This is a genomic window from Clostridioides sp. ES-W-0016-02, assembly GCF_020641035.1.
Lineage (GTDB): Bacteria > Bacillota > Clostridia > Peptostreptococcales > Peptostreptococcaceae > Clostridioides.
Window position 1 is genome coordinate 2157975 of the sequence record NZ_CP061361.1, and the last position, 22673, is coordinate 2180647.

General features: G+C 25.4%; 22 protein-coding genes, 1 riboswitch and 1 other annotated feature. Of the genes, 8 read left to right on the top strand and 14 right to left on the bottom strand.

The window, feature by feature from the left end; all coding sequences use genetic code 11:
* The first annotated feature begins 232 nt into the window (after positions 1 to 232).
* The 3 genes from IC758_RS10530 (at position 233) to IC758_RS10540 (ending at position 2623) form a co-directional block, all read left to right on the top strand.
* Positions 233 to 931, top strand: coding sequence for an aspartate/glutamate racemase family protein (locus IC758_RS10530; protein WP_227834324.1), 699 nt, complete (start codon positions 233 to 235; stop codon positions 929 to 931).
* Positions 932 to 1352: 421 nt separating this feature from the next.
* A complete protein-coding gene (locus tag IC758_RS10535; RefSeq protein ID WP_227435123.1) occupies positions 1353 to 1964 on the top strand; it encodes an NUDIX hydrolase in 612 nt (203 codons plus the stop codon).
* A gap of 320 nt (positions 1965 to 2284) precedes the next feature.
* On the top strand, positions 2285 to 2623 hold the full coding sequence (locus IC758_RS10540; RefSeq protein ID WP_227435122.1) for a DUF3784 domain-containing protein: 339 nt from the start codon (positions 2285 to 2287) through the stop codon (positions 2621 to 2623).
* 292 nt (positions 2624 to 2915) lie between these two features.
* Here the strand turns inward: IC758_RS10540 and miaB are convergent, their stop codons facing one another.
* The 4 genes from miaB to IC758_RS10560 form a co-directional block, all read right to left on the bottom strand.
* Positions 2916 to 4352: a tRNA (N6-isopentenyl adenosine(37)-C2)-methylthiotransferase MiaB gene (gene miaB, locus IC758_RS10545; protein ID WP_227823960.1), complete on the bottom strand. Its 1437-nt coding sequence runs from the start codon at positions 4350 to 4352 to the stop codon at positions 2916 to 2918.
* 358 nt (positions 4353 to 4710) lie between these two features.
* Positions 4711 to 5262, bottom strand: coding sequence for a tryptophan transporter (locus tag IC758_RS10550; RefSeq protein WP_227435120.1), 552 nt, complete (start codon positions 5260 to 5262; stop codon positions 4711 to 4713).
* A gap of 150 nt (positions 5263 to 5412) precedes the next feature.
* Positions 5413 to 5677, bottom strand: a binding site (T-box leader).
* A 281-nt stretch (positions 5678 to 5958) separates the two neighbouring features.
* The gene (locus tag IC758_RS10555) at positions 5959 to 6357 is read right to left on the bottom strand and encodes a hypothetical protein (protein WP_227435119.1); all 399 of its coding nucleotides are present in this window, start codon (positions 6355 to 6357) and stop codon (positions 5959 to 5961) included.
* A 289-nt stretch (positions 6358 to 6646) separates the two neighbouring features.
* Complete coding sequence (locus IC758_RS10560) at positions 6647 to 7141, bottom strand: AAA family ATPase (RefSeq protein WP_227482625.1); 495 nt, start codon at positions 7139 to 7141, stop codon at positions 6647 to 6649.
* 376 nt (positions 7142 to 7517) lie between these two features.
* On the opposite strand from IC758_RS10560, the gene IC758_RS10565 reads away from it, so the two are divergent.
* Positions 7518 to 8045, top strand: a complete 528-nt coding sequence (locus IC758_RS10565; protein ID WP_227823962.1) for a PadR family transcriptional regulator — start codon at positions 7518 to 7520, stop codon at positions 8043 to 8045.
* 249 nt (positions 8046 to 8294) lie between these two features.
* Here IC758_RS10565 and IC758_RS10570 read toward each other — a convergent pair whose 3' ends face one another.
* Positions 8295 to 8777 carry an SH3 domain-containing protein gene (locus tag IC758_RS10570; RefSeq protein ID WP_227834322.1) on the bottom strand — a complete coding sequence of 161 codons (483 nt, stop codon included), beginning with the start codon at positions 8775 to 8777 and terminating at the stop codon, positions 8295 to 8297.
* A gap of 85 nt (positions 8778 to 8862) precedes the next feature.
* Positions 8863 to 8956: riboswitch (cyclic di-GMP riboswitch) on the bottom strand.
* A 682-nt stretch (positions 8957 to 9638) separates the two neighbouring features.
* Between IC758_RS10570 and IC758_RS10575 the strand changes: the two genes are divergently transcribed.
* The 3 genes from IC758_RS10575 (at position 9639) to IC758_RS10585 (ending at position 13875) form a co-directional block, all read left to right on the top strand.
* Positions 9639 to 11972 (top strand): FtsX-like permease family protein, encoded by a 2334-nt coding sequence (locus IC758_RS10575; protein WP_227834321.1) that lies wholly within the window; start codon positions 9639 to 9641, stop codon positions 11970 to 11972.
* 10 nt (positions 11973 to 11982) lie between these two features.
* Positions 11983 to 12750 carry an ABC transporter ATP-binding protein gene (locus tag IC758_RS10580; RefSeq protein WP_227482621.1) on the top strand — a complete coding sequence of 256 codons (768 nt, stop codon included), beginning with the start codon at positions 11983 to 11985 and terminating at the stop codon, positions 12748 to 12750.
* A gap of 279 nt (positions 12751 to 13029) precedes the next feature.
* Entirely contained in the window at positions 13030 to 13875 is an 846-nt protein-coding gene (locus IC758_RS10585; RefSeq protein ID WP_227823965.1) for a tetratricopeptide repeat protein, read from the top strand.
* A gap of 522 nt (positions 13876 to 14397) precedes the next feature.
* On the opposite strand, the gene IC758_RS10590 is transcribed toward IC758_RS10585, so the two are convergent.
* The 4 genes from IC758_RS10590 to IC758_RS10605 form a co-directional block, all read right to left on the bottom strand.
* Positions 14398 to 14724, bottom strand: a complete 327-nt coding sequence (locus IC758_RS10590; protein WP_227435111.1) for an AzlD domain-containing protein — start codon at positions 14722 to 14724, stop codon at positions 14398 to 14400.
* The gene (locus tag IC758_RS10595; RefSeq protein ID WP_227435109.1) at positions 14717 to 15418 is read right to left on the bottom strand and encodes an AzlC family ABC transporter permease; all 702 of its coding nucleotides are present in this window, start codon (positions 15416 to 15418) and stop codon (positions 14717 to 14719) included. Before IC758_RS10595 ends, IC758_RS10590 begins: the two co-directional genes overlap by 8 nt.
* A gap of 280 nt (positions 15419 to 15698) precedes the next feature.
* A complete protein-coding gene (locus IC758_RS10600; RefSeq protein WP_227482619.1) occupies positions 15699 to 17081 on the bottom strand; it encodes a PLP-dependent aminotransferase family protein in 1383 nt (460 codons plus the stop codon).
* A gap of 290 nt (positions 17082 to 17371) precedes the next feature.
* Positions 17372 to 17536, bottom strand: a complete 165-nt coding sequence (locus tag IC758_RS10605) for a hypothetical protein (RefSeq protein WP_227435106.1) — start codon at positions 17534 to 17536, stop codon at positions 17372 to 17374.
* Positions 17537 to 18183: 647 nt separating this feature from the next.
* Here IC758_RS10605 and IC758_RS10610 point away from each other — a divergent pair.
* On the top strand, positions 18184 to 19164 hold the full coding sequence (locus IC758_RS10610) for a MerR family transcriptional regulator (RefSeq protein ID WP_227834319.1): 981 nt from the start codon (positions 18184 to 18186) through the stop codon (positions 19162 to 19164).
* 421 nt (positions 19165 to 19585) lie between these two features.
* Here IC758_RS10610 and IC758_RS10615 read toward each other — a convergent pair whose 3' ends face one another.
* The 5 genes from IC758_RS10615 to IC758_RS10630 all read right to left on the bottom strand — a co-directional run bounded on the left by IC758_RS10615 (position 19586) and on the right by IC758_RS10630 (position 22620).
* Positions 19586 to 19918, bottom strand: coding sequence for a carboxymuconolactone decarboxylase family protein (locus tag IC758_RS10615; RefSeq protein ID WP_227435101.1), 333 nt, complete (start codon positions 19916 to 19918; stop codon positions 19586 to 19588).
* Between the two features lie 265 nt (positions 19919 to 20183).
* Entirely contained in the window at positions 20184 to 20825 is a 642-nt protein-coding gene (locus IC758_RS10620) for an SdpI family protein (RefSeq protein ID WP_227823968.1), read from the bottom strand.
* Positions 20806 to 21099 (bottom strand): autorepressor SdpR family transcription factor, encoded by a 294-nt coding sequence (locus IC758_RS10625; protein WP_227435096.1) that lies wholly within the window; start codon positions 21097 to 21099, stop codon positions 20806 to 20808. The genes IC758_RS10620 and IC758_RS10625 overlap by 20 nt, the downstream gene beginning before the upstream one ends.
* A 265-nt stretch (positions 21100 to 21364) precedes the next feature.
* A complete protein-coding gene (locus IC758_RS21020; protein ID WP_255287792.1) occupies positions 21365 to 21499 on the bottom strand; it encodes a hypothetical protein in 135 nt (44 codons plus the stop codon).
* A gap of 368 nt (positions 21500 to 21867) precedes the next feature.
* Positions 21868 to 22620, bottom strand: a complete 753-nt coding sequence (locus tag IC758_RS10630) for a sulfite exporter TauE/SafE family protein (RefSeq protein WP_227435094.1) — start codon at positions 22618 to 22620, stop codon at positions 21868 to 21870.
* Between the last annotated feature and the right edge of the window lie 53 nt (positions 22621 to 22673).

The following is a 22673-nucleotide window of genomic DNA, read 5'->3' on the forward strand; positions in this document are numbered from 1 at the left end:
ACAAGAGCTATTATATAAATAAAGAATACTCAAATATTTTTCATAATTACGCTACAATTGTTAAATGATACAAAAATAGTATAAAAGACTATAAGGATTGTTACAAAGATTTATTCTACATTTGACAGAAAGACACCCAAATATTAGAATTAAAGAAACATATGATTTCTTCATTTTTGGCGGATAAAGCCTATACAAAATAAACTATACAGAATCTAAGGAGATTATTTAAATGAATAAAAAATTAATTGGAATTTTGGCTGGGATGGGCCCAAGGTCAACAGCGCCATTTGTTGATTTAATTATTGATGAATGTCAGTCTCAGTATGGAGCGAGATACGATGAAGAGTTTCCTGAAATTATGATATATTCCTTACCTACTCCATTTTATATTGACCGCGCAATAAATCATGAACTTATGAAAAAAACTATCATTAAGGGTCTAAAAAAACTTGAATCAATTGGAACAAACTTTATTGCGATGCCGTGCAATTCAGCTCATATATATTTTGAAGAATTGAAAGAATCAATAGGTATTCCATTATTAAATATTGTAGAAGAAACTATTAAATATTTACCTGCTACGCCACAAAAAGTAACTCTACTTTCAACAAGTTCAACATTTGAATCTACAATTTATCAAAAAGGTATAACAAAAGCTGGTCATGAATTTATATTTAAAGAAGAATGGCAAAAAAAGATAAATGCTCTTATACAAAACATAAAAACAGATAAGAATAATCCACAAAATATCAATATTTGGAATGAACTTCTAGAAAGTATAAAATTTGAATCTATTGAAAACATAGTGATTGCTTGCACTGATTTAAATGTTGTCTTGGAAAATATACAACCATCAATTAACATTATTGATTCGTCAAAATGTTTAGCAGAGTCAGTTATTAAGAAATATTTAGAGTTAGAAAAATAGAATTTACTCTATTTTTAATTTATAAATATTTTAGATAAATTATTCATAAAAAAGTAAAGCAGTAAGATTATCTTACCACTTTACTTTTTTATAAATACTCACTTTTTTATTTTTGATGATGATTCTAAAATAAAATTCACCTTAATGAGATTGTAAAAATAAAAAAATGAATGTCAGTTAAAATAGAAATATATTTTTCAATTAAAGGTCACAAAATTATTTTATAATACTTTAGTTTAAACATTACTAAACTTAAATACTTTAGTATTTGTTAATACTTGTTAATATATATTTATTGATTTATTATATAATAATATAGATATTACTATATCTTGAATTAGATAAATATAATTACGTATATATTGTTATTGTCAAAATTTAATTCTACATTTTTTTAATAATATTATTTTAGGAGGAAAAAATGATAAACAATATTAAAAATAAATTTAAAGATTACAAACCATATATAAACGGTTATGAAAATATGAAAAGAGCATCTGTATTAATTCCAATAGTAGAAATAAATAACATACATCATATATTATTTGAAGTTCGCTCAAAAAATTTAAAGCATCAACCCAATGAAATTTCTTTTCCAGGTGGAAAAATAGAGTCTAACGAAACTCCTTATGAAGCCGTTATTAGAGAAACATGTGAGGAACTTGGAACTTTTAATGACAATATAGAAGTTATAGCAAGTCTTGACTTACTTATAACTCCTGTAAAATTTATAATACATCCCTACTTAGGATATATAAAAAACATCAATAATTTAAATATAAATAAAGATGAAGTTGACCATACTTTTTTGGTACCTATAAAATATCTTTTAGAAAATCCTCCAAATACCTATAATAATACAGTCAAAGTTTTTCCTGATGAAAATCTTCCATATGGTTCAATTCCAAATCAAAAAGATTATAAATTTGAAAGTGGAAGTTACCCTGTTCTATTTTATAAATATAAAGATTATGTAATTTGGGGAATAACAGCAAAAATATTAGAAAATTTTTTAAACTTCTTATCAGAATAATACTTGTAATCAAATATTCAAATTTTTATATAAGAAGTTTTTAAAATTTTCTAACTTTAAAATGTTATAATTCTAAAAAAGATAGTAAATTATGTTTTATAATATTTTTTATGCTTGATTATTGTTCAATTATTGTTACACAATTTTTAATACAATTTCAAGCTAAGCACTATGTATTAACACCACATTATAAATAAATTATAATATGATAATATATCTAATAAGATTAATCTATGAAATAAATGATTTTAATGTATGTTTATGGTAAAATATTAATAATTAAGTAAACTGATAAATCAGAGTATCTGGAGGTGCTTATAATGTTTGCAGTAGGATTCACAGTTATAATTGCAATTGCCTCTTTCATTTTAAGTATATTGTTATTTAATGGAAAAGCAAGTATGCTATTAGCAGGTTATAATACTATGAGTGATAAAGAAAAAGCTCGATATGATGTAAAAAAACTATGTAGAAGTTCTAGCATTGTTACTTTTATCGTATCTATAATGTTATTTATCATGTCATTTTTGGGATATAGAATAGAGAGTGGACAAATGGATGAAAAAAAAATGCTTCCGTTTGCTGTAATATTTATAATAGTTATACTTGCTAGCGTGTTTTTCAATATCTATTACTCTAACAAGAAATGTAAAAAATAAAAATTAGTAAGTTAAGCAGTTAATTATGAAAGATTGACTGCTTTTTTATGTCTATTAGATATTTTAATATATAATAAATACTAAATATAGTTAAGTAAGCTTTGATAAAATAGAATAAAAAATAGATGTACAATTAATTTACATCCTATATCAAATTTATTTTTATTTATAATAGAAACTGAAATTATCATAATATATATGATATGTTCTTAAAATTTAAAAATTTAATATATTTTGTTTTATAGTACATCTATTCCAATCAGTTTACATAATTTTATTATTTTATACAGTTCTAATCATTTACTAGTACACCATTCAATGAAAATGTTCTAGGTTCAGTGATTTTAACCATAACTAATTTTCCAATTAAATCATCACTTCCACCTTCAAAATTTACAAGTTTATTTTGTCTAGTTCTACCAGCAAATTTATTTTCATTATTTTTGCTTCTTCCTTCGACCAAAACTTCAACTACTCTATTTTTATATTCATTATTTATCTCTGCTGAGATTCTATTTACTGCTTCTAATACTCTATTAAATCTTTCATGTTTTATTTCTTCTGGTATTTGATTTTCCATTTTAGCAGCAGGAGTTCCCTGTCTTTTAGAATAAATAAATGTAAATGCTGAATCATATCTAACTTTTTCAACCACATCTAGAGTATCTTCTAAATCTTCTTCTGTTTCTCCTGGAAAACCTATCATTAAGTCCGTTGAAAAAGCAATATCTGGCACTTCTTTTTTAGCTTTCTCTATTATGTCTAGATAATATTCCTTTGTATAATGTCTATTCATTTTTTTCAGAAGACTACTACTTCCACATTGTATTGGTAAATGTAAAAATTCACACACCTTATCACAATCTCTAATTGCATATATCACCTCATCAGATATGTCTTTAGGATGAGATGTCATAAATCTAACTCTTTCAATTCCTTCTATATCATTAACTTTTCTTAAAAGTTCTGAGAATGCAACTGGATTTTCAAGTGTTTTGCCATACGAATCTACATTTTGTCCAAGCAAAGTTATTTCTTTTGTTCCATTTGAAACAAGCTCTTTTATCTCATTAATTATATCTTCAGGTGTTCTGCTTCTTTCTCTTCCTCTTGTATATGGAACTATACAATAGGTACAGAAATTATTGCATCCATACATTATATTTACAAATGCTTTTAATTCAAATTTTCTATTACTTCTAAGGCCTTCTATTACTTCTCCATCTACATCCCATACATCTACTAACATTTTGTCAGAATTTATTGATTCTGTAAGTAATTGTGGAAATTTATATAGATTATGTGTTCCAAATACAAGGTCTACATGTTTGTATTTTTTTCTTAGTTCCTCTACAACATGTGGTTGTTGCATCATACATCCACACACAGCTATTTTCATGTTTGGATTTTTTCCTTTTAGATGCTTTAACTGACCTAAATTTCCATACACCTTTAGTTCTGCATTTTCTCTTACTGCACATGTATTATATATTATTAGGTCACTTTCTTCAACTATCATTGACATTTGGTATCCCATTTCTTCTAACATTGAACAAAGTTTTTCTGAATCATGTTCATTCATTTGACATCCAAAGGTTTGAGTAAACACGAGTTTTCTCTTTCCAGTTCTGTTGAAGTACTCTTCATTTTGTCTGTGTATTTGTTCTATATATTTATCTTGTTCTTGTATTTTCTCTATAGGTATTGTTACTTGTTTTCTTTTGCTCACTTCTATTCCTCCTAGTTAATTTCTTATATTACACATAACCTTAATTATATCAAATAAGAAAAATCTTTTAAAGGTATTATTAAAGTTTTAACTATAATAAAAGACAGCCAAATCGCTGTCCTTTATTATATTATACTTTACTTTTATATAAAAATAGATTTTAAATCAATCCATTTACAATTCTACAAAATATATTTCTATTGATATCTAATAATTTACTAAGTTTATACTATACAAGTACATTAAATTAATCTTATTTAAGAAAATAAAATAATCATAATATCTTTATAAAATAAACTTTTTATTATATCAAGTATATCTCAAATTAAATATTATAAGCCATATATCTAATCAAATTTTAACTTTGGTAACTAACCCTTCTTATTGATAAATTAACAATCTTGAATAAAAATATTCCTGCAACTAAATTTATTAAAACAGCTGGTAATACTACTGTTAAGAATAACGCTGTAAAAGAAGCTCCTGGAAGACCAACTATAGCTTGAGCAGCTAACAAAAATATTGTTCCACTTACAAGTGTTCCTATTGGCATTATAATTGCAACTACTATAGTATCCTGTGTTTTTTTAGATAAGTTTTTTATAAAAGGCATTTTATAGCTAACATATATTAATAAAAATACTATATTGGCTGTAAGAGTTTTATCTATTATATTAGGAACTTGACCTCCTGGGAAGCTTGATGTAAGTGCTGTAAATATACCTGTCACTATTCCTGCTATTAAGCAAGTTTTATAGTCATCTCTATTTAAAACTAATATCACAAACAGCATTGCTAGTGGTACATCTGGTTTCATTGGTAATCCTATAGCAGGTGTAATTTGATGTATTAATAATCCCATTGCTAAAAGTATTGCATTTAAAGTTAGTTTTTTTGTATTTGTTTTCATTTTTGTATTTCCTCCTAATTTTTTTAATTTTCAATTTATTTTTTTGCCAGTTTTCTAAATCATCATCTTTAGCTTTAGAAATTCATAACATCTATTTCACCACCTTCTACATATCGAATTTTTCGTAAAATAAAAAACTCCGTCCTAAATTAATAGGACGGAGATTATCCGCGTTGCCACCTAAATTATATAAAAACTTAATATAAAACTCAATTTTTATATATCTCATTATCAGGTACTTACATACCCTATTCGCTATAACGTACGACTAACGATAAAGTCTACTCTCAAAAATATGATTTCGATTTACTCCTCTAAGGCCCATTCATCAAATTTTTTCTTACCAAGATTCCACCATCCTTGGCTCTCTATATTGAACCTAAATTTAACTACTCTTCCTTGTCATAGGATTTAATTTATTATATATTGTTTTGCCATTGAAATAATCATATTACTTTTTCTAAAAAATGTCAATATATTTTTATAGCTTTTTAAATATACTTCTTTTAAAACTATTTTTTTAAAATAATACTAATAAAAATCAATACTAATTTCTTTCTTAAAATTTTATACCTAATTCAAACTTTTTAAATTTTATTTTCAATAATTTAATTTATTTTCTTATTATTTATCTAGCTATTTTATGTAATTTTTGAATTAGTCTTAATAAGGCTTTAATAATTCTATTTTTATATTCTAATAAAATCTTTTCTTATTTCTTTTAATTAATATTACTATTACTATAGCTATAATGATAAATATCACTATTACTAACAATATCAACTTTGATATTATATTGTGTTTTTTTATACTTCTGTTACTATGTCTATTTATAATTCCATTTCTATACCTTTTATTACTTGTACTTCGTTTTTTTAGTTTTATTTTACTTTTATTTGACCTACTACCTCTATGTCTTTTTCTAGATTTAATAGTCTTAAACTTAGCATTAGTAGATGTATAGTTCGTTTGTGTTGAGTAAACAGATGTACTAAAATCGTTAATAATTTCAGCTTCTACTTGTAGCGGATTTACAATACTGATTACTAGCAAAAAACATATAATTATCCTAATCAATTTTTTCTTTTTTTTCATTTACTTTCCCCTCATAAAAAATTTATATCTATTTTATTATAATATATACTCACTCAAAAACTACAAATTTTTTCAAATTTCTAATTTTTTTATATTAGATATTTTTTATAATATCAGAAGAATATTAAAATTTGACTATATTTTTTCGTCCTTATTCTTAATCTAACTGGAACAATAGGAATTACACAAATAGAATTAAGCAATGCATTCCTTTTTTATATTTATCAATCAACAGTGGAATGTTCAACAATACTATAATGTCATTAACTTTAAATTAAAAACTAAAATTTTACAATTTAGATATCTCTTCAACAATCTCTTTGACAGATTTATTAGAAACATTAATTTTCGTTGTTGCTAATATTTCATACATGGGTAAATAGTTAACACTTCTTTCTATTACATCAGTAAAACGCAAACCTTCCTCTACATCGGTCTTCAACCTTTTTCTCAATACAGTTTCATCACAAATTAAGGAAATATTTATTACTCTACAATCAGATATATCTAGGCAAGATATAATAGTATCAATAATACTTTGTTCATGCATTACCCAACAAAAAATAATATTTTCAAAAGTACTACACTTTATAAAGTTATTCAACAATGAACAAATATTTGAAAGAACCATTTTTTTCGTTTCAACAGTAATTTGAAATGGATGCATATCCCAACACCAATCACCATCAAGAAAAACACTATTTTTCAAGATTAATTTTAGAGATTGGCATACTGTTGTTTTGCCTACTCCCATTGTCCCACCAATAATATAAATATTTTTCATTCATTTTTCCTTTCAAAGTTCAATTTATTTGTTAGTCATATTTTATCACATCAACATATAAAAATCATACTTTAACATCTATCATATTATTCATACCATATACAATTGCTTTGTTATCTTTAGGTCTCTTATATTCCTTCCTAAATGGATTAAGTAGAAAATTAAACTTATAAATCAGTTTTTATTACTTAAATTTTTGAAATAATTAATTTAAACTTTATACATTTATTAATTTGTAACATAATCTATATTCATACTTTCTTTCATTAAAATTCCATGATACAATAATACTGCTAGATAATAGTAGTAGTTTAATATAAAACTAATATATATATAATTATGTAATAATAAATATTACAAAGGAGAGTGAATTATAATGTTATCAAAACCAGCAACAATGCTTTTAGGTCTAATAAATGAAAAGCCTCTTAATGCCTATGAAATTATAAAAGTGCTAGAATACATGAATGTAAAGTACTGGTTTAATATCGCAGACTCAACCGTATATACTACAATTAAGACTTTAGAAAAAAGAGGATTGATTTTAGGTACTGTTAAAAAGGATGGTAATATGCCAGACAAAACGGTTTACACAATCACAGAAAAAGGAAGTATAGAATTTCACGATACTTTGAGAAGTTCTATTTTAAAATTCGATTATGACACTAATATTTTTTCTATTACAGCATTCTTTATTGAATGCCTAGGAAAAGAAGAAAGAAAGAAGCTTTTAGAAAAACGATTAGAAGTTTTAAATCAATATCTAACAGGGATTAAGCAAAAAGATGATGATTGGGAAAAAGAAGTTAGTGAATTTCATGTTGCTAATGTAAAACGTATGATAGATATAGTATTAGCAGAAATTTCTGGAACAAAAAAATTATTAACTGTTTGTAAGGGTTAAGCAAAAACTGTAGATAATGGCTTTCCACATATAATTCATAGTTTACTGTTTTGTATTTATTTTATTTACTCTTCTTTCATAGATATAGAAAGGGCACCTCATATGAAGTGCCTATCTATATTATATTCATTTTTAGTTATTACCTTTAACTATTGTATAAAACTTTTTTCTCAATATATTTTCATATACCCTTATGAATGACATCTTGCATTTATTAGGATTCTTTTTTATAAAGTTTATTATATATGATTATGTCAAAGTCGAATATTCTTCTACATACTGACTATATACATATCCAGAATATCTTTTCCCATTTTTGTGAATATTGATTCTTGTCCATTTTCCAACACTATAACAGACTTCAACTTTAAAACCATCAGGAATTGTAGTTATTATTTTTGAATCTGTTGTTCTGTCATTTCTTAATTCTAGATTTAAACCATTAGTTTTTATATTTCCTATGTAATTTCTTTTTCTGTTTTCTAGAATATTATTACTTTTAGCATTGCTCAATTTCTCTAAATATTTATATAGTAACCAACCTTTGTCATAATTACTTTCAACTTCTGCCCATTTTCCATTTACACAATTTAACTTAACCATTTTTCCTTCTGGTATGCTTTTTAATTTCATACTGTTTATATCTGGTTTCTCTCTTAAATTCAATTTAATCTTAGTCTTAAAATTGATGTTAGATTCATCAAAGTTTTTTAACATTAATTCAGATATCATTTAAAATCCTCCTCTTGCCAAATTTTAAGTTATTAAAAATACCTAACTCTTAAAAAATAAATTTAACAAAAAGAATTATTATCTTTTTGGCAACTGGCTGACATGACCTTTATTATATAAAGATTTTAGTCCCTATAGCTTTGCGTCATTAGATTTATCTAATATTGCCTATATCTGAATAATAACACAAATTAAATATTTACAAAATAATATTCCCTCAAATTTTATATTAATTAAATATAAATTCAATTTTTAATTAATAATAAATAAAAAATATCTTTATATTACTAAATAAAGTATTATTCTCTATGAATCATCTATAAAATAGTAATTTACCTAACATATAATTTTTTATAACAAACTTTTTTCTATATTAAGAATATGAAGATATAAAGACAAATTCATAATTTCTTATATCTTTAATACAGGAACTTTTATAAATATATATTAACAAAAAAGTTTGTGTGTATTCATACAGGTTCTTATACCTTATATCTCTTTTTTGATTATTGAACACTATTTAGGTATCATAATTTTTTAAAGCTTACTTGACAAAAAAGGTATATCACTGTATCATTAATATAAACCGACGGTCAGTCTATAGAATAGATATAAGTATAAAATCTACATATATTTGTATGATTATGAAAGTACATAAAGACTAACTAATAAAAATTTTAATGAAAATAGTGGTAACTATTGTTATCTCTTATCAATATATAACATTAATAAAAAAATCACTTATGATACACTTTCTTGAGTTTTTTTATATTCAACTCAGTTCACTTACTTTAGTTATTTACATTGCTATACTTATGCTATTTTTAATTTTTTAAAATTTTTAAGAAACGAGGATGAAATATGTTAAAAAGAATATTACAAAAAGATTTAGCAAGAAATAAAGTAGTAACAGCCACATTATTCATATTTATTTTCCTGGCAGCTATGTTGGTATCTAGTGCTACAAATATCATTATAGAACTTACTAGTTCTATGTCTTCCTTGTTTAGACAATCTCATGCACCTCACTATGTTCAAATGTATTCTGGAGAATTAAACCAAAAATTAATCAATGAATTTACATCTTCAACTCCGTCTGTAAAAGAACAACAAACGGTTGAACTTCTAAATATCAATGGAAGAAATATTTTTCTAGGAAATGAGAAAAAAAGCCAATCTGACAGTGTTTTAGAAAATAGTTTTGTGAGGCAAAATAGTAAGTTCGATTTTTTGTTAGACATGAATAATGCTATATTAAAAGTAGAAAATGGAGAAATAGGGGTTCCTGTCTATTACATGAAACAAAATAATTTAAATATTGGAGATAAGATACAAATAGCCAATGGTGATTTCTTCATGGAATTTACAATAAAAGACTTTGTGCGTGATGTACAAATGAACCCTTCCCTTGTTACTTCAAAGCGTTTCTTAATCAGTAATGATGATTGGAATACTTTACATGCTAACTTAGGTGAAAGTGAGTACCTTATTGAATTTCTATTAAATGATATAAATAAAATTAGTGAATTTGAAACGTTATATCAATCAACTAATCTTCCACAAACAGGAACATCAATAACTTATTCTCTTTATCAAGTACTAAATGCATTATCTGATGGAATTTTAGTTGCAATTATTATATTAATTAGTATTCTACTTATTATAATTTCTACTTTATGCTTACGATTTACACTAATTACAACTATTGAAGAAGATTATCGTGAAATTGGTGTTATGAAAGCAATTGGTATCCAAAGTGTTAATATCCGAAAGTTGTATCTTGCAAAATATCTATTGATTGCATCTTTAGCAAGTTTTTTTGGTTATATAACCTCATTATTTATTGGAACTTTTTTTACAGAGAATATCAATCTTTATATGGGTACAGTAGAAAAAAATACTTTTAGTGTCTTTATCCCATTAATTGGTGCAGTTATTGTATTTATAGCAGTTATATTCTTTTGTAATCTAATACTCAAAAGATTTAATAAAATATCAGCAGTAGAAGCATTAAAAACAGGTACTTCAATGACCACTAAACAAAACAGATATAATATAAAACTGTACAAAAGCAAAATAACAAATGTTAATCTCTTTTTAGGATTAAATGAAGTAACTGGAAGATTTACCATTTATAGCTTACTCTGCTTTGTTTATGCTGTCTGCACCTTCCTCATGATTGTACCACTTAATTTTCTAAATACTATTCAGTCTCCAGAATTTATTACTTATATGGGAGCTGGTCAAAGCGATATTCGCATTGATTTGCAACAGACAAATGAAACTCAAAACCATCTTAATTCTATATTGAATGTGATTGAAAGTGATGATGATGTTGAAAAATATGATTCCTTTATAACGAGTTCTTATAAGGTAGTGAATCAGGATGGTGCGATAGAAAACATGAAAATAGAAAATGGAGATTTTTCAACTTTTCCACTTGAATATGTAAATGGTTCTGCACCAACAAATGAAAATGAGATTGCTCTATCTGTTATAAATGCTGATGAACTAGGGAAAAGTGTTGGAGATAATTTATCCATTTTTTCAGAAGAAGATAATGAACTAATTCTCACTGTTAGTGGCATTTATCAAGATGTTACATATGGTGGTAAGACTGCAAAAGCGATGCTACCTTACAAAAAAGATACAATTTTATGGTATATCATAAATTTAAATATGAAACCTGGAGTTAATTTAACAGATAAATTAGATCAGTATAGAATGGATTGTTATCCTGCAAAAGTTACAAATATGGATGATTATGTAAGTCAGACATTAGGCTCTGTTATTAGCCAATTAAGACTTGTTATAAAGTTAGCTATTATTCTATCTGTTTCGATTTCTGGATTTATTACAGCAATGTTTTTCAAAATGCTGATTGCTAAAGATACATCACAAATTGCAATTATGCTTAGTTTAGGATTTTCTACTAAAAATATACGAACTCAATATACTGCAAGAGCATTATTAGTGCTTACAATTGGAATTATTTTAGGAATTATTGCATCAAATACAATTGGTCAGAAAATAGCAGGGCTACTTCTTTCTGGTATATCCAATTTACAATTTATAACAAATCCACTAATTGTATATATAGTTTGTCCAATAACTTTAATTATAACTGTATCTGTTACTATTACAGCAATTAGTATGACAATCAAAAAAATAAAAATTATGTCTATCATAGAATAAGAGGTATATTATGAATAATATTATAGAAGCTAGAAAAATTAGTAAAGAATATGTCATCAGCAAAGAGAATATACATCAAGTTTTAAAAGGAATTGATTTAACCATTCAACATGGAGAGTTTGTATCTGTTATGGGAGCTTCTGGCTCAGGAAAAACAACTCTACTTTATAACTTAAGTGGTATGGATAAACTCACATCTGGAAATATTACATTCTGCGGAGAAATGATTTCTAGTATGTCTGAGGAAGAATTATCGAAGATACGATTAGAAAAAATGGGATTTATCTTTCAACAAAGCAATTTACTAAAAAATTTAAATATTTTTGACAATATAGTCCTTTCCGCCTATTTGAGAAAGGAAGAAAGCCGCCAAATAATTAATGAACGAGCAAAAACACTTATGGAGAAAACAAATATTTCAGAAATCAAAGATAAAGATATTACTCAGGTTTCTGGTGGTCAACTTCAAAGAGCAGCTATATGTCGTGCATTAATTAATACTCCAGAAATCTTATTTGGAGATGAACCAACAGGTGCACTTAATTCTAAAGTAACAAATGAAGTGATGGACATTCTTTTAGATATCAACAACTCTGGTACAACCATTATGCTTGTAACTCATGATGCCAAAGTTGCAGCAAAAACAGAACGAGTAGTATTTATGTCTGATGGTGTAATCATTGGAGAAATTATATTAGGAAAGTTTAATGAATATAATAACAATTTAAAGGAAAGAGAAAATAAACTTACAAACTGGTTATTAGAATTAGGTTTTTAGAAATATTAGTATAAATAAAACAGATATTACTAATATTATAAAATCAAAATAGTTATAAGTAAAGAAATAAGTAAATCTATTATTAGGAAATCTATAAAGTAATATAAGTACAACTTCTTAAAGCAATAATTGTTTATAAGAAATTTTTCATATATCTAAATTAAGATATACAACATTTTATTAAACTATCTACTTCACATATATATTAAAGCTGATGACTTATCTAATGTTTGATGATAAAATAAAATTAATAAATATTTAATTATAGAGGATTATATTATGAACATTATTAAAAGAGTACCCTTAATATTAATAGTATTAATTGCAATATTACTAACAGGATGTTCTCCAAGAGAAAGTGCTAGTGAAGTAGCAAAAAAGTACAGTGATAGAGTAAATTCTGGAGATTATGAAACAGCATATGATTTACTAAGCAAAGACACCAAGAAAAAAGTTAGCCTTGAAAGGTTTAAAGAGTATCAAAGTGTATTACTTGAGACAAAAAAAGTAATTGGTTATAAATTAATAAAAGAAGAAAATATAGAAAAATATAAATATGATAAAAAAGAATATAAAAATCTTGTTAAACTAGAAGAAACTTATGATATAAAAAATATTTACTTAAAAAAATGTGAGTCTTTAAAAATTAATAGGTACCTTATAGTTGAAAATAATCAGTATAAGTTATTATGGCATGAAAATTTCAAACGAAATCTTAGTTCTAGATACCTTGATGTTGTATATCTAAAATTTAGAAAACATGAGATAGTTTCAGATAAAACACTTAAAAAAGCACTTAAAGATACTACTCTACTACTGAAAAAAGCAGTTGACATTGATCCTACTAATTCAGATGCTTATTATGCACAAACATGTCACTATATGAATTTAGACGAATATGATAATGGTCTGATTTCAATTAATAACTGCTTAAAATATTTAGATAAAAAAAATTCTAATTATAAAAAAGATTTAAGTGATGCATATAATTTAAAGGCCGTTATGTGTATGGGTAATAAAAAATATGATGAAGCAAAAAAATTTTTAAATAAATCATTGTATGCTAATAAGGATAACAATGATGCAAAGTTTAACTTAAAAGTAATAAAAAATCAATTAGAGTAAATGCCTAATTTATTATATTCAACAAATACATATAAATTGGTGCAAGTAATATTTTTTTACTTCCATATATAAATCACAGTACTTATGTAAAATTATTATATAATAATTTAATTTTTTATAGATTAAAATTAACATGTTTTAGACTTTTATTTATAATCCAGTTAAATTTATTATTACCTTATTCTAAAGTTTACTTAGTAACTGAATCTATATGACTTTATATAAATATAAAATAAATTCATTTATATTTATTATGTATTTATACAATATTCTCTATTAAATTAAAATACCTATAAATTAATTACAAACTTAAATTATAAAAAAGAACTTATTACTATATGAAAGTTAATATATGAGCAATAAGTTCTTTATATTTGTACGTAAAACATTAATCAATTAAATTTAAAATACATAACAAGATAATACTAAAAATATATAATTATGTTAGATAATAAAATCTAAAGCAATAGGTATTTATAAATATTTATAATTTTTAAATTTGTATATGACAGTAGTTAAATATTACATAATAAATCCAAATAAATATATAGATATCACACCTGTAACAATAGAAATTCCAATAGATTTAAATTTATATGCAACAAGAAGCACAATTAGAAAAGATATAATTTTAGGATTTACTACAGACAAATATAAATTATCTCCATTAAAAAATACATCTTTCGCTGTTAAAGAAGTAAGGATTGCTACAGGTATAAATTTCATTATTTTTTTCAAAGACTCAGGCATATCCTTTTTCGAAAAAATTAACATTGGAAGAACTCTTGGAAGGTATGTAACAATGTACATTCCTATTATAATAAAAAATATATAATTACTATTATTCATAAGATTCCTCCTTTTTCGAATGTACCTCTTCTGCAAAGAACCCAATTAAAGAGGCTAAAATTGATGCAACTATAATTACTAAATTACTCTTAAACAATACATATAAAATAATTGAAATAATAATTGACGATATAAATACTAAAACATAAATCTTGTTTTTTATTTGAGAAACTATTAATGCTATAAACATAGAGGTCAGTATAAATCCAGAAATAGAACTATCTATAGATATTGTTTCTCCTAAAAATGCCCCAATAAAATTAGCTAAGACTGATGAAACTAGGCAAAAAAAATTGAGATAGATTGCATTTTTATCAGTCCAATTTCCAGTAGTAAATTTTTCATAATTAACTGCAAAAGTTTCATCAGTTATGGTATGGCAAAATGGCAATATAAACTTTGGACTTTTATTTTTTATATACATATTTAAATTGGAACTCATTAAAAAATGTCTCAAATTAACAATAAATGTGGTTAATACAATAGACGTTACACTTGCACCAGCTGAAATCATTGAAGCTGCAATAAATTGAGAACTTCCTCCAAATACCAAAGTTACCATTAATGCTATTTGGAAAGGTGAAAGACCAGATTTCTGCAATAGTATTCCTCCTACTATTCCTATTGGTATATAGCCCAAAAATATGGGTATAGAAGCAATAAAACTTTCTCTTAGTTGCTGAGTTCTTTCCATGATAAATCACTCCTTTTAACCTTTAATACACTGAGTATTATTAAAATATAAAATAGATTAATCATATAATTGCAATTATACTTAAAAATAGATTTGAATTAACTATATAAGCTTTACTATATAAATAAAAATAAATTAATTTTGAAATACTATTAATTTATAATTACTTTTTGTTGTGAGGCAATAATATATGTCAATTCTTATAAATCCATTATCTATCATATTTTCATTGTAACAGCAAAAAAAATTACACACAATTAAAATATTGTGTGCAATACAATTATCTTTTTTCTTTTAGTAATCGTTTTAATACACTTAAACCAGATTTAAGTTCTTCTATATTTTCTGTAGCACATACAGCTATTCTTATTGCAGAAATAGGTTTTTCTTTTCCAACTGCAAAGCGCTCAGATGCATAAACCTGTACACCTTCTTTGAGTGCTTGTAACTCAAGTTTTTCAGCCATTATATCATCAGGTAGTATTAACCATCTAAATATACATTCATTATTTCCTAAAATATTATACTCAGATAAATATTGATTGACAATCTCATTTCTCTTTCTAGCAGACTTACGGCGTGCCTCAATTAATTTATCTGCTTCTCCTGATGCAATCATACGATAAGCTATTTCTGTTAAAAAATATGATTGAGAGAGATTAATATTATACAAAGCACTTGATAAGGCTTCTCTATACTTTTTAGGTGTAGCAATGTATGCAAGACGCAAGCTAGGTGCAAGAATTTTTGATAAACTTGTAATATAAATTGTCTGATTAGGTATATAATTAGCAACTGGATTCAAATGTATTTCATTAAGTAAACCATGAATAGCATCCTCAATAACAATTAGGTTATATTTGGATGCAATATGTGCAATCATTTTTCGTCCATCCTCTGACATTATATGTGTAGTGGGATTTTGATAATCTGGTATTATATATATTCCCTTGATATTTTCATTCTTGCATGCATATAATAAACCTTCTTCACTAATCTCCCCATTTTCTTGTTTAATTGGAATTAATTGTATTCCAAGCATTTTGGCTGCTGTCTTTATTCCAGGGTAAGTTAATGGGTCTACACCTATTCTATCTCCATGTTGAAATAGCCCTGCCAAAATGGCTACAATTGCATTTTGTCCTCCACTTGCAGGAAGTAAGCTATCAGCTGAGGTTTTAAATCCAGTTTGGGAAATCAATTTAGCTATAGCTTCTTTTTGCCAATCAGCGCCATCTCTCTGTCCATATTGAAATATAGTTTTAAAATCCAATTCTTTAGTTATTTGTTTAAATAAAGTACTCATTTCTTCTAATGCAAAATCAGGATTCATTGTACCCATTTCAATGAATGTAATTTTATTACTTGACATCAAAAATAAATTTGACCGTATATCATAAGCTACAAAAGTTCCACTTCCTGTCACCCCACTTATTAATCCTTTCTTTTCACAAATTTTAAAGGCTCTAGAAATAGTACTTACATTTACATCTAGGAAGTCTGCCAATTCACGTTGTGGTGGCAATTTGGTACCAGGCAACAAAGTTCCATTATCAATATCTTGTTCTAATTGTTCTGCAATAGCTTTATATAATATTTGTCCTCTTAATGGCCGTTTTGGTTTCCAATTCATAGGATAATTTTCAAAAGAATTAATTGGCATAAAGTTTCACCTCACATTACTAATTTGACTATTTTGTTTATTTAGAACAATAAATTCATTAGGAAAGTGATTATACAAATCCCTAACCTAAACAAATGAATCAATAGCTGTATTTCATAATTACATTTAAATTTATTTTAATATATACACCATATATTTAAAGCGCTTTCTTGTCAACATAAAAGTAATGCAATCATAATTAAATGAATACTAGAATATTTAATTATTTTTATACAATAAAAAAGAAGGTATAAAGAGCTACCCTCAAGCTCAATATACCTTATAAATATCTACACTTCGTTTTTGACTAATTTCTCTATGTCTTTGATAATATGTTCTTTAGATTTTTTTCCAGCTATTGCATCAAAAATTGCAACAGCTTTTTTCTCTCCAAACTTCTCTGCTACATCATTAAACTCTAGAAATCTAACACTTTCCTTTTGTTTGCCAAACATACAACACCTCTCATACATTTTTATATATTTATTATAACTTCTATATGTTTATTTTTCACCAATAAACGTTAGACAAATTAGTTCCTTTATTTTTTTGACTTTATTTTACCTTCAAAATACTTAACAAAACTAGTTTATTCTACCCTATAAATAAAAATATGCAATTTAATTTGTAAAAAACTCTGTAATAAAATCAGTACTTCTCTTTCCAAAAGTTTTACAGTAAAAATAACAAAAATTATTTATTGTGTAGCAGATTTAATATATAAGTAAGATTCCTTAACTATTTTATTTCTAAAAGTAAATAAAAGGTAAAATATTTAATAACAGAAAAGTTTCAAACTTATATGCTATTAGTAGAATTTTTCTAAAAAAACATATCAAATATTTGATTTTCCTGTAAAATACAGTATCTAGTATAATGACAGATGATTATACAGCTTGAAATAAATAGCCTGTATGCCTTTGATATATAATATTTCAAAAACTTTTATGTTATTATATAGACTTATTTAATTTCACAAAGAGCTAAGTGTAATAGGAGATATTTAAACTGATTAAATTAAGGTTATAAATAATTATAATGTCTAATTATTGACTTTGACACCGTGTCGTAGTTTATACTGAAACTGTAAGGAGGAAGTATAATGAAGACAATCACTATAAGCCAAGTATCTAAAAATATGGGGATATCCACTAGAATGCTACGCTATTATGAACAAATTGGATTAATTAAAAGTTTTCGTCGTGAAGGTTATGCTTACAGAGTTTATGATGATGAAGCAATTTCTAGAATTGAGCAGATTATGCTTTTGCGTAAATTGCGAATTCCTTTACGTCAAATTCAAACAATTCTAGAAAATAAAAATGCAGTTACTGCTATTAACATCTTTCGTCAAAATATAAATGAATTAGACGAGGAAATTACTGCTCTTTCAACAATCAAGGATATTCTCTTTTGTTTTATCAAAGAATTAATTAAAGTTACAGAACTACCATTCAAAAATATTATTTCTGAAAATGACACATTGTTATCAGCTATTGAATCACTCAATATTGTTAGTATTAATTTTAAGGAGGAGCAAGGTATGAATAAGTTAAATAAAGCAGATGAAAGACTATCAAAAATCAATGATATACGTATAGTATACCTACCACCAACTACTATTGCTTCCGCTCATTATATTGGTGATGACCCAGAACTTCATGCAAATACAATGCTTGATGAATTCGTGTGTAAAAACAATTTGAATAAAATTAAACCAGATTTAAGACGTTATGGTTTCAATCATCCTAATCCAATAGATGAAACAGGCTATCATGGTTATGAGGCATGGGTGACAATTCCAGATAATATGGATATTTCGGCACCACTTAAAAGAAAGCAATTTGCAGGAGGGTTATATGGTGCACATATGATTGCTTTTGGCAATTTTGCTGAATGGGATGCACTTCTTGAATGGGTGAATAACAGTGAGAAATATGAATTTGCAGGTGATTTACAAGACCAAGAACATATGTGTGGTCTTTTAGAAGAACATTTAAACTATTTTAGCCATATAGAAAAGACAGACCTTGAGGTAAAAGATATACAACTTGATTTACTAATACCTATTAAGGAAAAATAAGAAAAAATATCAGCATAATAATACTAGTTTGTCAAAAAGATTATATGACTGTGAGATAGCAATTATGATAGAGGAAGATTATTTTTGAAAAGAAGAAATATATCTTTCTATTTAACATTCTAACTATTGACAATTAAACAAGATTATAATAAAAAATAGATAAACTATATAGTTTATCTATTTTTTATTATAACTTTAAGCAATCAATATATTTAAATCTAATAAAATTTATCTAAAGTCTTAAAGTTGAAAAAGATAAATGAAGTACCAAGAACCACTTCCTTTTTTTAATCGTCAATCTTATCTCATACATCCTCTGATATACTTGATTTTCTAAGAGGTTTTATTATATCAGTATTAAAAAAACTGTCTTAGAATATATCTTAGATATTAAATATTAATTACAAAAACAAATCTATAATTATATATTAAGTTCTTCTAAGATTTTTATTGCAAATCTTGCATTTGGATATGTAATAGAGCCACCACCAATTACACCTATTTTTATTGCTTCTATAATTTCAGCCTTACTTGCTTCAGAGTTTACACACCCCTCTATATGATAGCAAATGCATTCATCACAACGACTTAAAATAGAAATTGCTAATCCCATCAACTCTTTATTTTTTTTACTTATAGCTCCCTCAGAATAAGTCTTATCATCAAGACTTCCAAAGGCTCTAAAAAATTCATCTGTTTCACTTAGTTTATTATTATATAATTTTCTATATTCTTTCATTTCTTCAAGATTCATGTCTACCTCCTGTGTTCATAAATAATTTTTATAGAGTATGATATAACATCATACTTATATTTTCAATATTAAATATGAATTTTCAATTTATAATGCATATCCTGATTGGTAAATGACCTTAGAATATATAGTTACTGATGACTTTTTACTTTTAATGTTAATTAATTTCAGAGCTAAGATAAATATCTTAATAAGTTTTTAATTGTCTGTTTTAGCTCTGAAATATATAAGATTTAGCTAAGTTTTATAAAAATATATAACTATCCTAGTTATTTTTAGCTGAACTTTTATATATAAAATAAGAATAAATAAATGGTATCACTACAATCATAATTATTACAAAAGTATTATAAAAAGGAATATTAATAAATGCATTAATAATTAACAATATTCCACCAATAATCCAAATCCATCCAGCTAAATGATGTGTTTTATTCCAATTTTCTTCATCATTAAGAGTCCATGGTAATTTTATTCCTAATGTATAGTTTTGTTTACATTTAGGAATATAGTTTCCAATAAAGAAAATCAATATTCCTGAAAATAATCCTATATAAAAATTTGTCTCTAAAGTAATTCCTATTGAATACACAGTCATCATTACTTGCAAAATAACTGAAAGTATAGCAACTCCCCATTTTGAAAAACCTTGAAGTATTTTTGAAAATCCTATTTTCTTTGGTTCATTTTCAATTCTAAACCATGTATATAAATGAATACATAGCATTAATAATGGTACACCAAAAGCCGCTATAACTTTTGGAGCATAATTATCTGGATTTCCATAATTGTCAAAATGAATTGCAACCTGATCTGGCAATCTATTATAAAAATAAACTGATACAATAAATGGTATAAAACATACTAAAGTTGATAAAACAAATTGTTTATTTATCATTTTTTTCATTATCTTTTTCTCCCTTCTCCATAAATTGTGAAAACCAAAGCATAACTTCCTCAAAAACTGAAGTATTTATTTCATAGAAAATGAAGTTTTTATACTTGGTTTCAAATATGAGCCCTGCCTTTTTTAATTGAGATAGATGATAAGAGATTGTGGCATTTGTCATATTAAATTTTTCACTAATTTCTCCTGCTGACATCTTGTTATTCTTTAGCATAAGTAAGATTTCTCTTCTTACAGGGTCAGAAAGAGCTTTAAACGTTTCTGGAAAACCCAACAATATCACCTCTCTATTTAGAATTTCATCTAAATACAATATAGCATAATTAATTATTCATTTCAATAACTATTTAGATTTTTTTCTAAATAGTTATTGAAAATTATTATATAAATTTCTAAAACTAGCTTTAAATAAAACAATCTCAATCATAGATTGTTTTATTTAAATACTTTACTTTCAAAAAAATAAAGGACTTAGAAATAAAACTCTAAGTCCTTTTATTTTATAAACTTTCTTATATTTAAAATATAATGCGCACTATTTATGCAACATATTCATACTTTTCTCTGTATTCTCTTACGGCATCATTCCAAGCTTCTTGTACTGTTACACCTCTTTTATTAGCAATTCTCTGTGCCAGTTCAATTATTTTCATAGCTCTTCTTGATATGTTCATATATATTCCTCCTACAAATTATTATATATTTCATATACATAGATTAAAGTTATATTTTTATACTATATAACTTTTCTATTATAATATTACAATTTCCATATGTATTATATATGAACTGTATTAGAAGATAATTAGAATTTTTGTAAAATTTGTATATATTCATATTTATACAACATTAACCTCATAAAAATCTTAAAATAACGTGAAATATATGTTCTCATATATACTATAATGAGCATTTAGAAACTACAAAACACTTGAAGTTTTTAATTATCAGTATCCTATAAAAAAGCCATAACTAATATAACTACAATGGTTATAGATTTTTATATAATATATAAATAATTATAGGAATTAAAACTATCTAATTAAAACAATGTCTGGTACATTAGCTTTGTGACCATAAACAATGCCATTACTAAAAATATTGGTTTTATCATTTTTGAACCATTTTTTATTGCAACTTTAGCACCCACATAGGCTCCTATTATCATCACTAATGCAAACAATACAGCAATTTTATAATATACTTGACCATTTATCATAAATAATAATAACGAAGTTACATTGCTTGTCAAGTTTAATATTTTTGTATTTGCTGAAGCATGCAAGAAATCATATCCATATATTTTTATAAATCCGAAAGTTAGAAATGTTCCTGTTCCAGGTCCAAAAAAACCATCATAAAATCCCATTATAAATGCCATAAGCATTCCTAATCTCAAATTTTTCTTATTAATACCTTCAAATCTATCTTCTTGACCTAAATTTTTAGAAACAAAAGTATAAATTGCCACTATTAAAATCATTAATACAACTAAAACATTTAGTATATTTTCATTTATTGATAATACACATTTTACTCCTAAAATACTACCTATAATAGTAAAAGGAACTAGCTTTTTTAAAAGTTCATTATTAGTTTTGCCAGATTTTGCATATCTATAAGCACTACTTATACAACCTGCTGATGCTGCAAATTTATTTGTACCAATAGCAAGATGTATTGGTACTCCAATAGCCATAAGAACAGGCATACTGATAAGCCCACCTCCACCTGCTATAGAATCTACAAAAGCAGCTATAAAACCCCCTATACATAAAAAAGTAATTACAAACATAAAATTCCTCCATACATTCTATTTCAATCTCCTTTATAATATATACTCTATAC

What these genes read in the sequence shown, in the direction of transcription:
- IC758_RS10530 (WP_227834324.1), top strand. Translation starts at nt 233, where the DNA reads ATGAATAAAAAATTAATTGGAATTTTGGCTGGGATGGGCCCAAGGTCA.
- IC758_RS10535 (WP_227435123.1), top strand. Translation starts at nt 1,353, where the DNA reads ATGATAAACAATATTAAAAATAAATTTAAAGATTACAAACCATATATA.
- IC758_RS10540 (WP_227435122.1), top strand. Translation starts at nt 2,285, where the DNA reads ATGTTTGCAGTAGGATTCACAGTTATAATTGCAATTGCCTCTTTCATT.
- IC758_RS10550 (WP_227435120.1), bottom strand. Translation starts at nt 5,262, where the DNA reads ATGAAAACAAATACAAAAAAACTAACTTTAAATGCAATACTTTTAGCA.
- IC758_RS10555 (WP_227435119.1), bottom strand. Translation starts at nt 6,357, where the DNA reads ATGAAAAAAAAGAAAAAATTGATTAGGATAATTATATGTTTTTTGCTA.
- IC758_RS10560 (WP_227482625.1), bottom strand. Translation starts at nt 7,141, where the DNA reads ATGAAAAATATTTATATTATTGGTGGGACAATGGGAGTAGGCAAAACA.
- IC758_RS10565 (WP_227823962.1), top strand. Translation starts at nt 7,518, where the DNA reads ATGTTATCAAAACCAGCAACAATGCTTTTAGGTCTAATAAATGAAAAG.
- IC758_RS10570 (WP_227834322.1), bottom strand. Translation starts at nt 8,777, where the DNA reads ATGATATCTGAATTAATGTTAAAAAACTTTGATGAATCTAACATCAAT.
- IC758_RS10575 (WP_227834321.1), top strand. Translation starts at nt 9,639, where the DNA reads ATGTTAAAAAGAATATTACAAAAAGATTTAGCAAGAAATAAAGTAGTA.
- IC758_RS10580 (WP_227482621.1), top strand. Translation starts at nt 11,983, where the DNA reads ATGAATAATATTATAGAAGCTAGAAAAATTAGTAAAGAATATGTCATC.
- IC758_RS10585 (WP_227823965.1), top strand. Translation starts at nt 13,030, where the DNA reads ATGAACATTATTAAAAGAGTACCCTTAATATTAATAGTATTAATTGCA.
- IC758_RS10590 (WP_227435111.1), bottom strand. Translation starts at nt 14,724, where the DNA reads ATGAATAATAGTAATTATATATTTTTTATTATAATAGGAATGTACATT.
- IC758_RS10595 (WP_227435109.1), bottom strand. Translation starts at nt 15,418, where the DNA reads ATGGAAAGAACTCAGCAACTAAGAGAAAGTTTTATTGCTTCTATACCC.
- IC758_RS10600 (WP_227482619.1), bottom strand. Translation starts at nt 17,081, where the DNA reads ATGCCAATTAATTCTTTTGAAAATTATCCTATGAATTGGAAACCAAAA.
- IC758_RS10605 (WP_227435106.1), bottom strand. Translation starts at nt 17,536, where the DNA reads ATGTTTGGCAAACAAAAGGAAAGTGTTAGATTTCTAGAGTTTAATGAT.
- IC758_RS10610 (WP_227834319.1), top strand. Translation starts at nt 18,184, where the DNA reads ATGAAGACAATCACTATAAGCCAAGTATCTAAAAATATGGGGATATCC.
- IC758_RS10615 (WP_227435101.1), bottom strand. Translation starts at nt 19,918, where the DNA reads ATGAATCTTGAAGAAATGAAAGAATATAGAAAATTATATAATAATAAA.
- IC758_RS10620 (WP_227823968.1), bottom strand. Translation starts at nt 20,825, where the DNA reads ATGAAAAAAATGATAAATAAACAATTTGTTTTATCAACTTTAGTATGT.
- IC758_RS21020 (WP_255287792.1), bottom strand. Translation starts at nt 21,499, where the DNA reads ATGAACATATCAAGAAGAGCTATGAAAATAATTGAACTGGCACAGAGA.
- IC758_RS10630 (WP_227435094.1), bottom strand. Translation starts at nt 22,620, where the DNA reads ATGTTTGTAATTACTTTTTTATGTATAGGGGGTTTTATAGCTGCTTTT.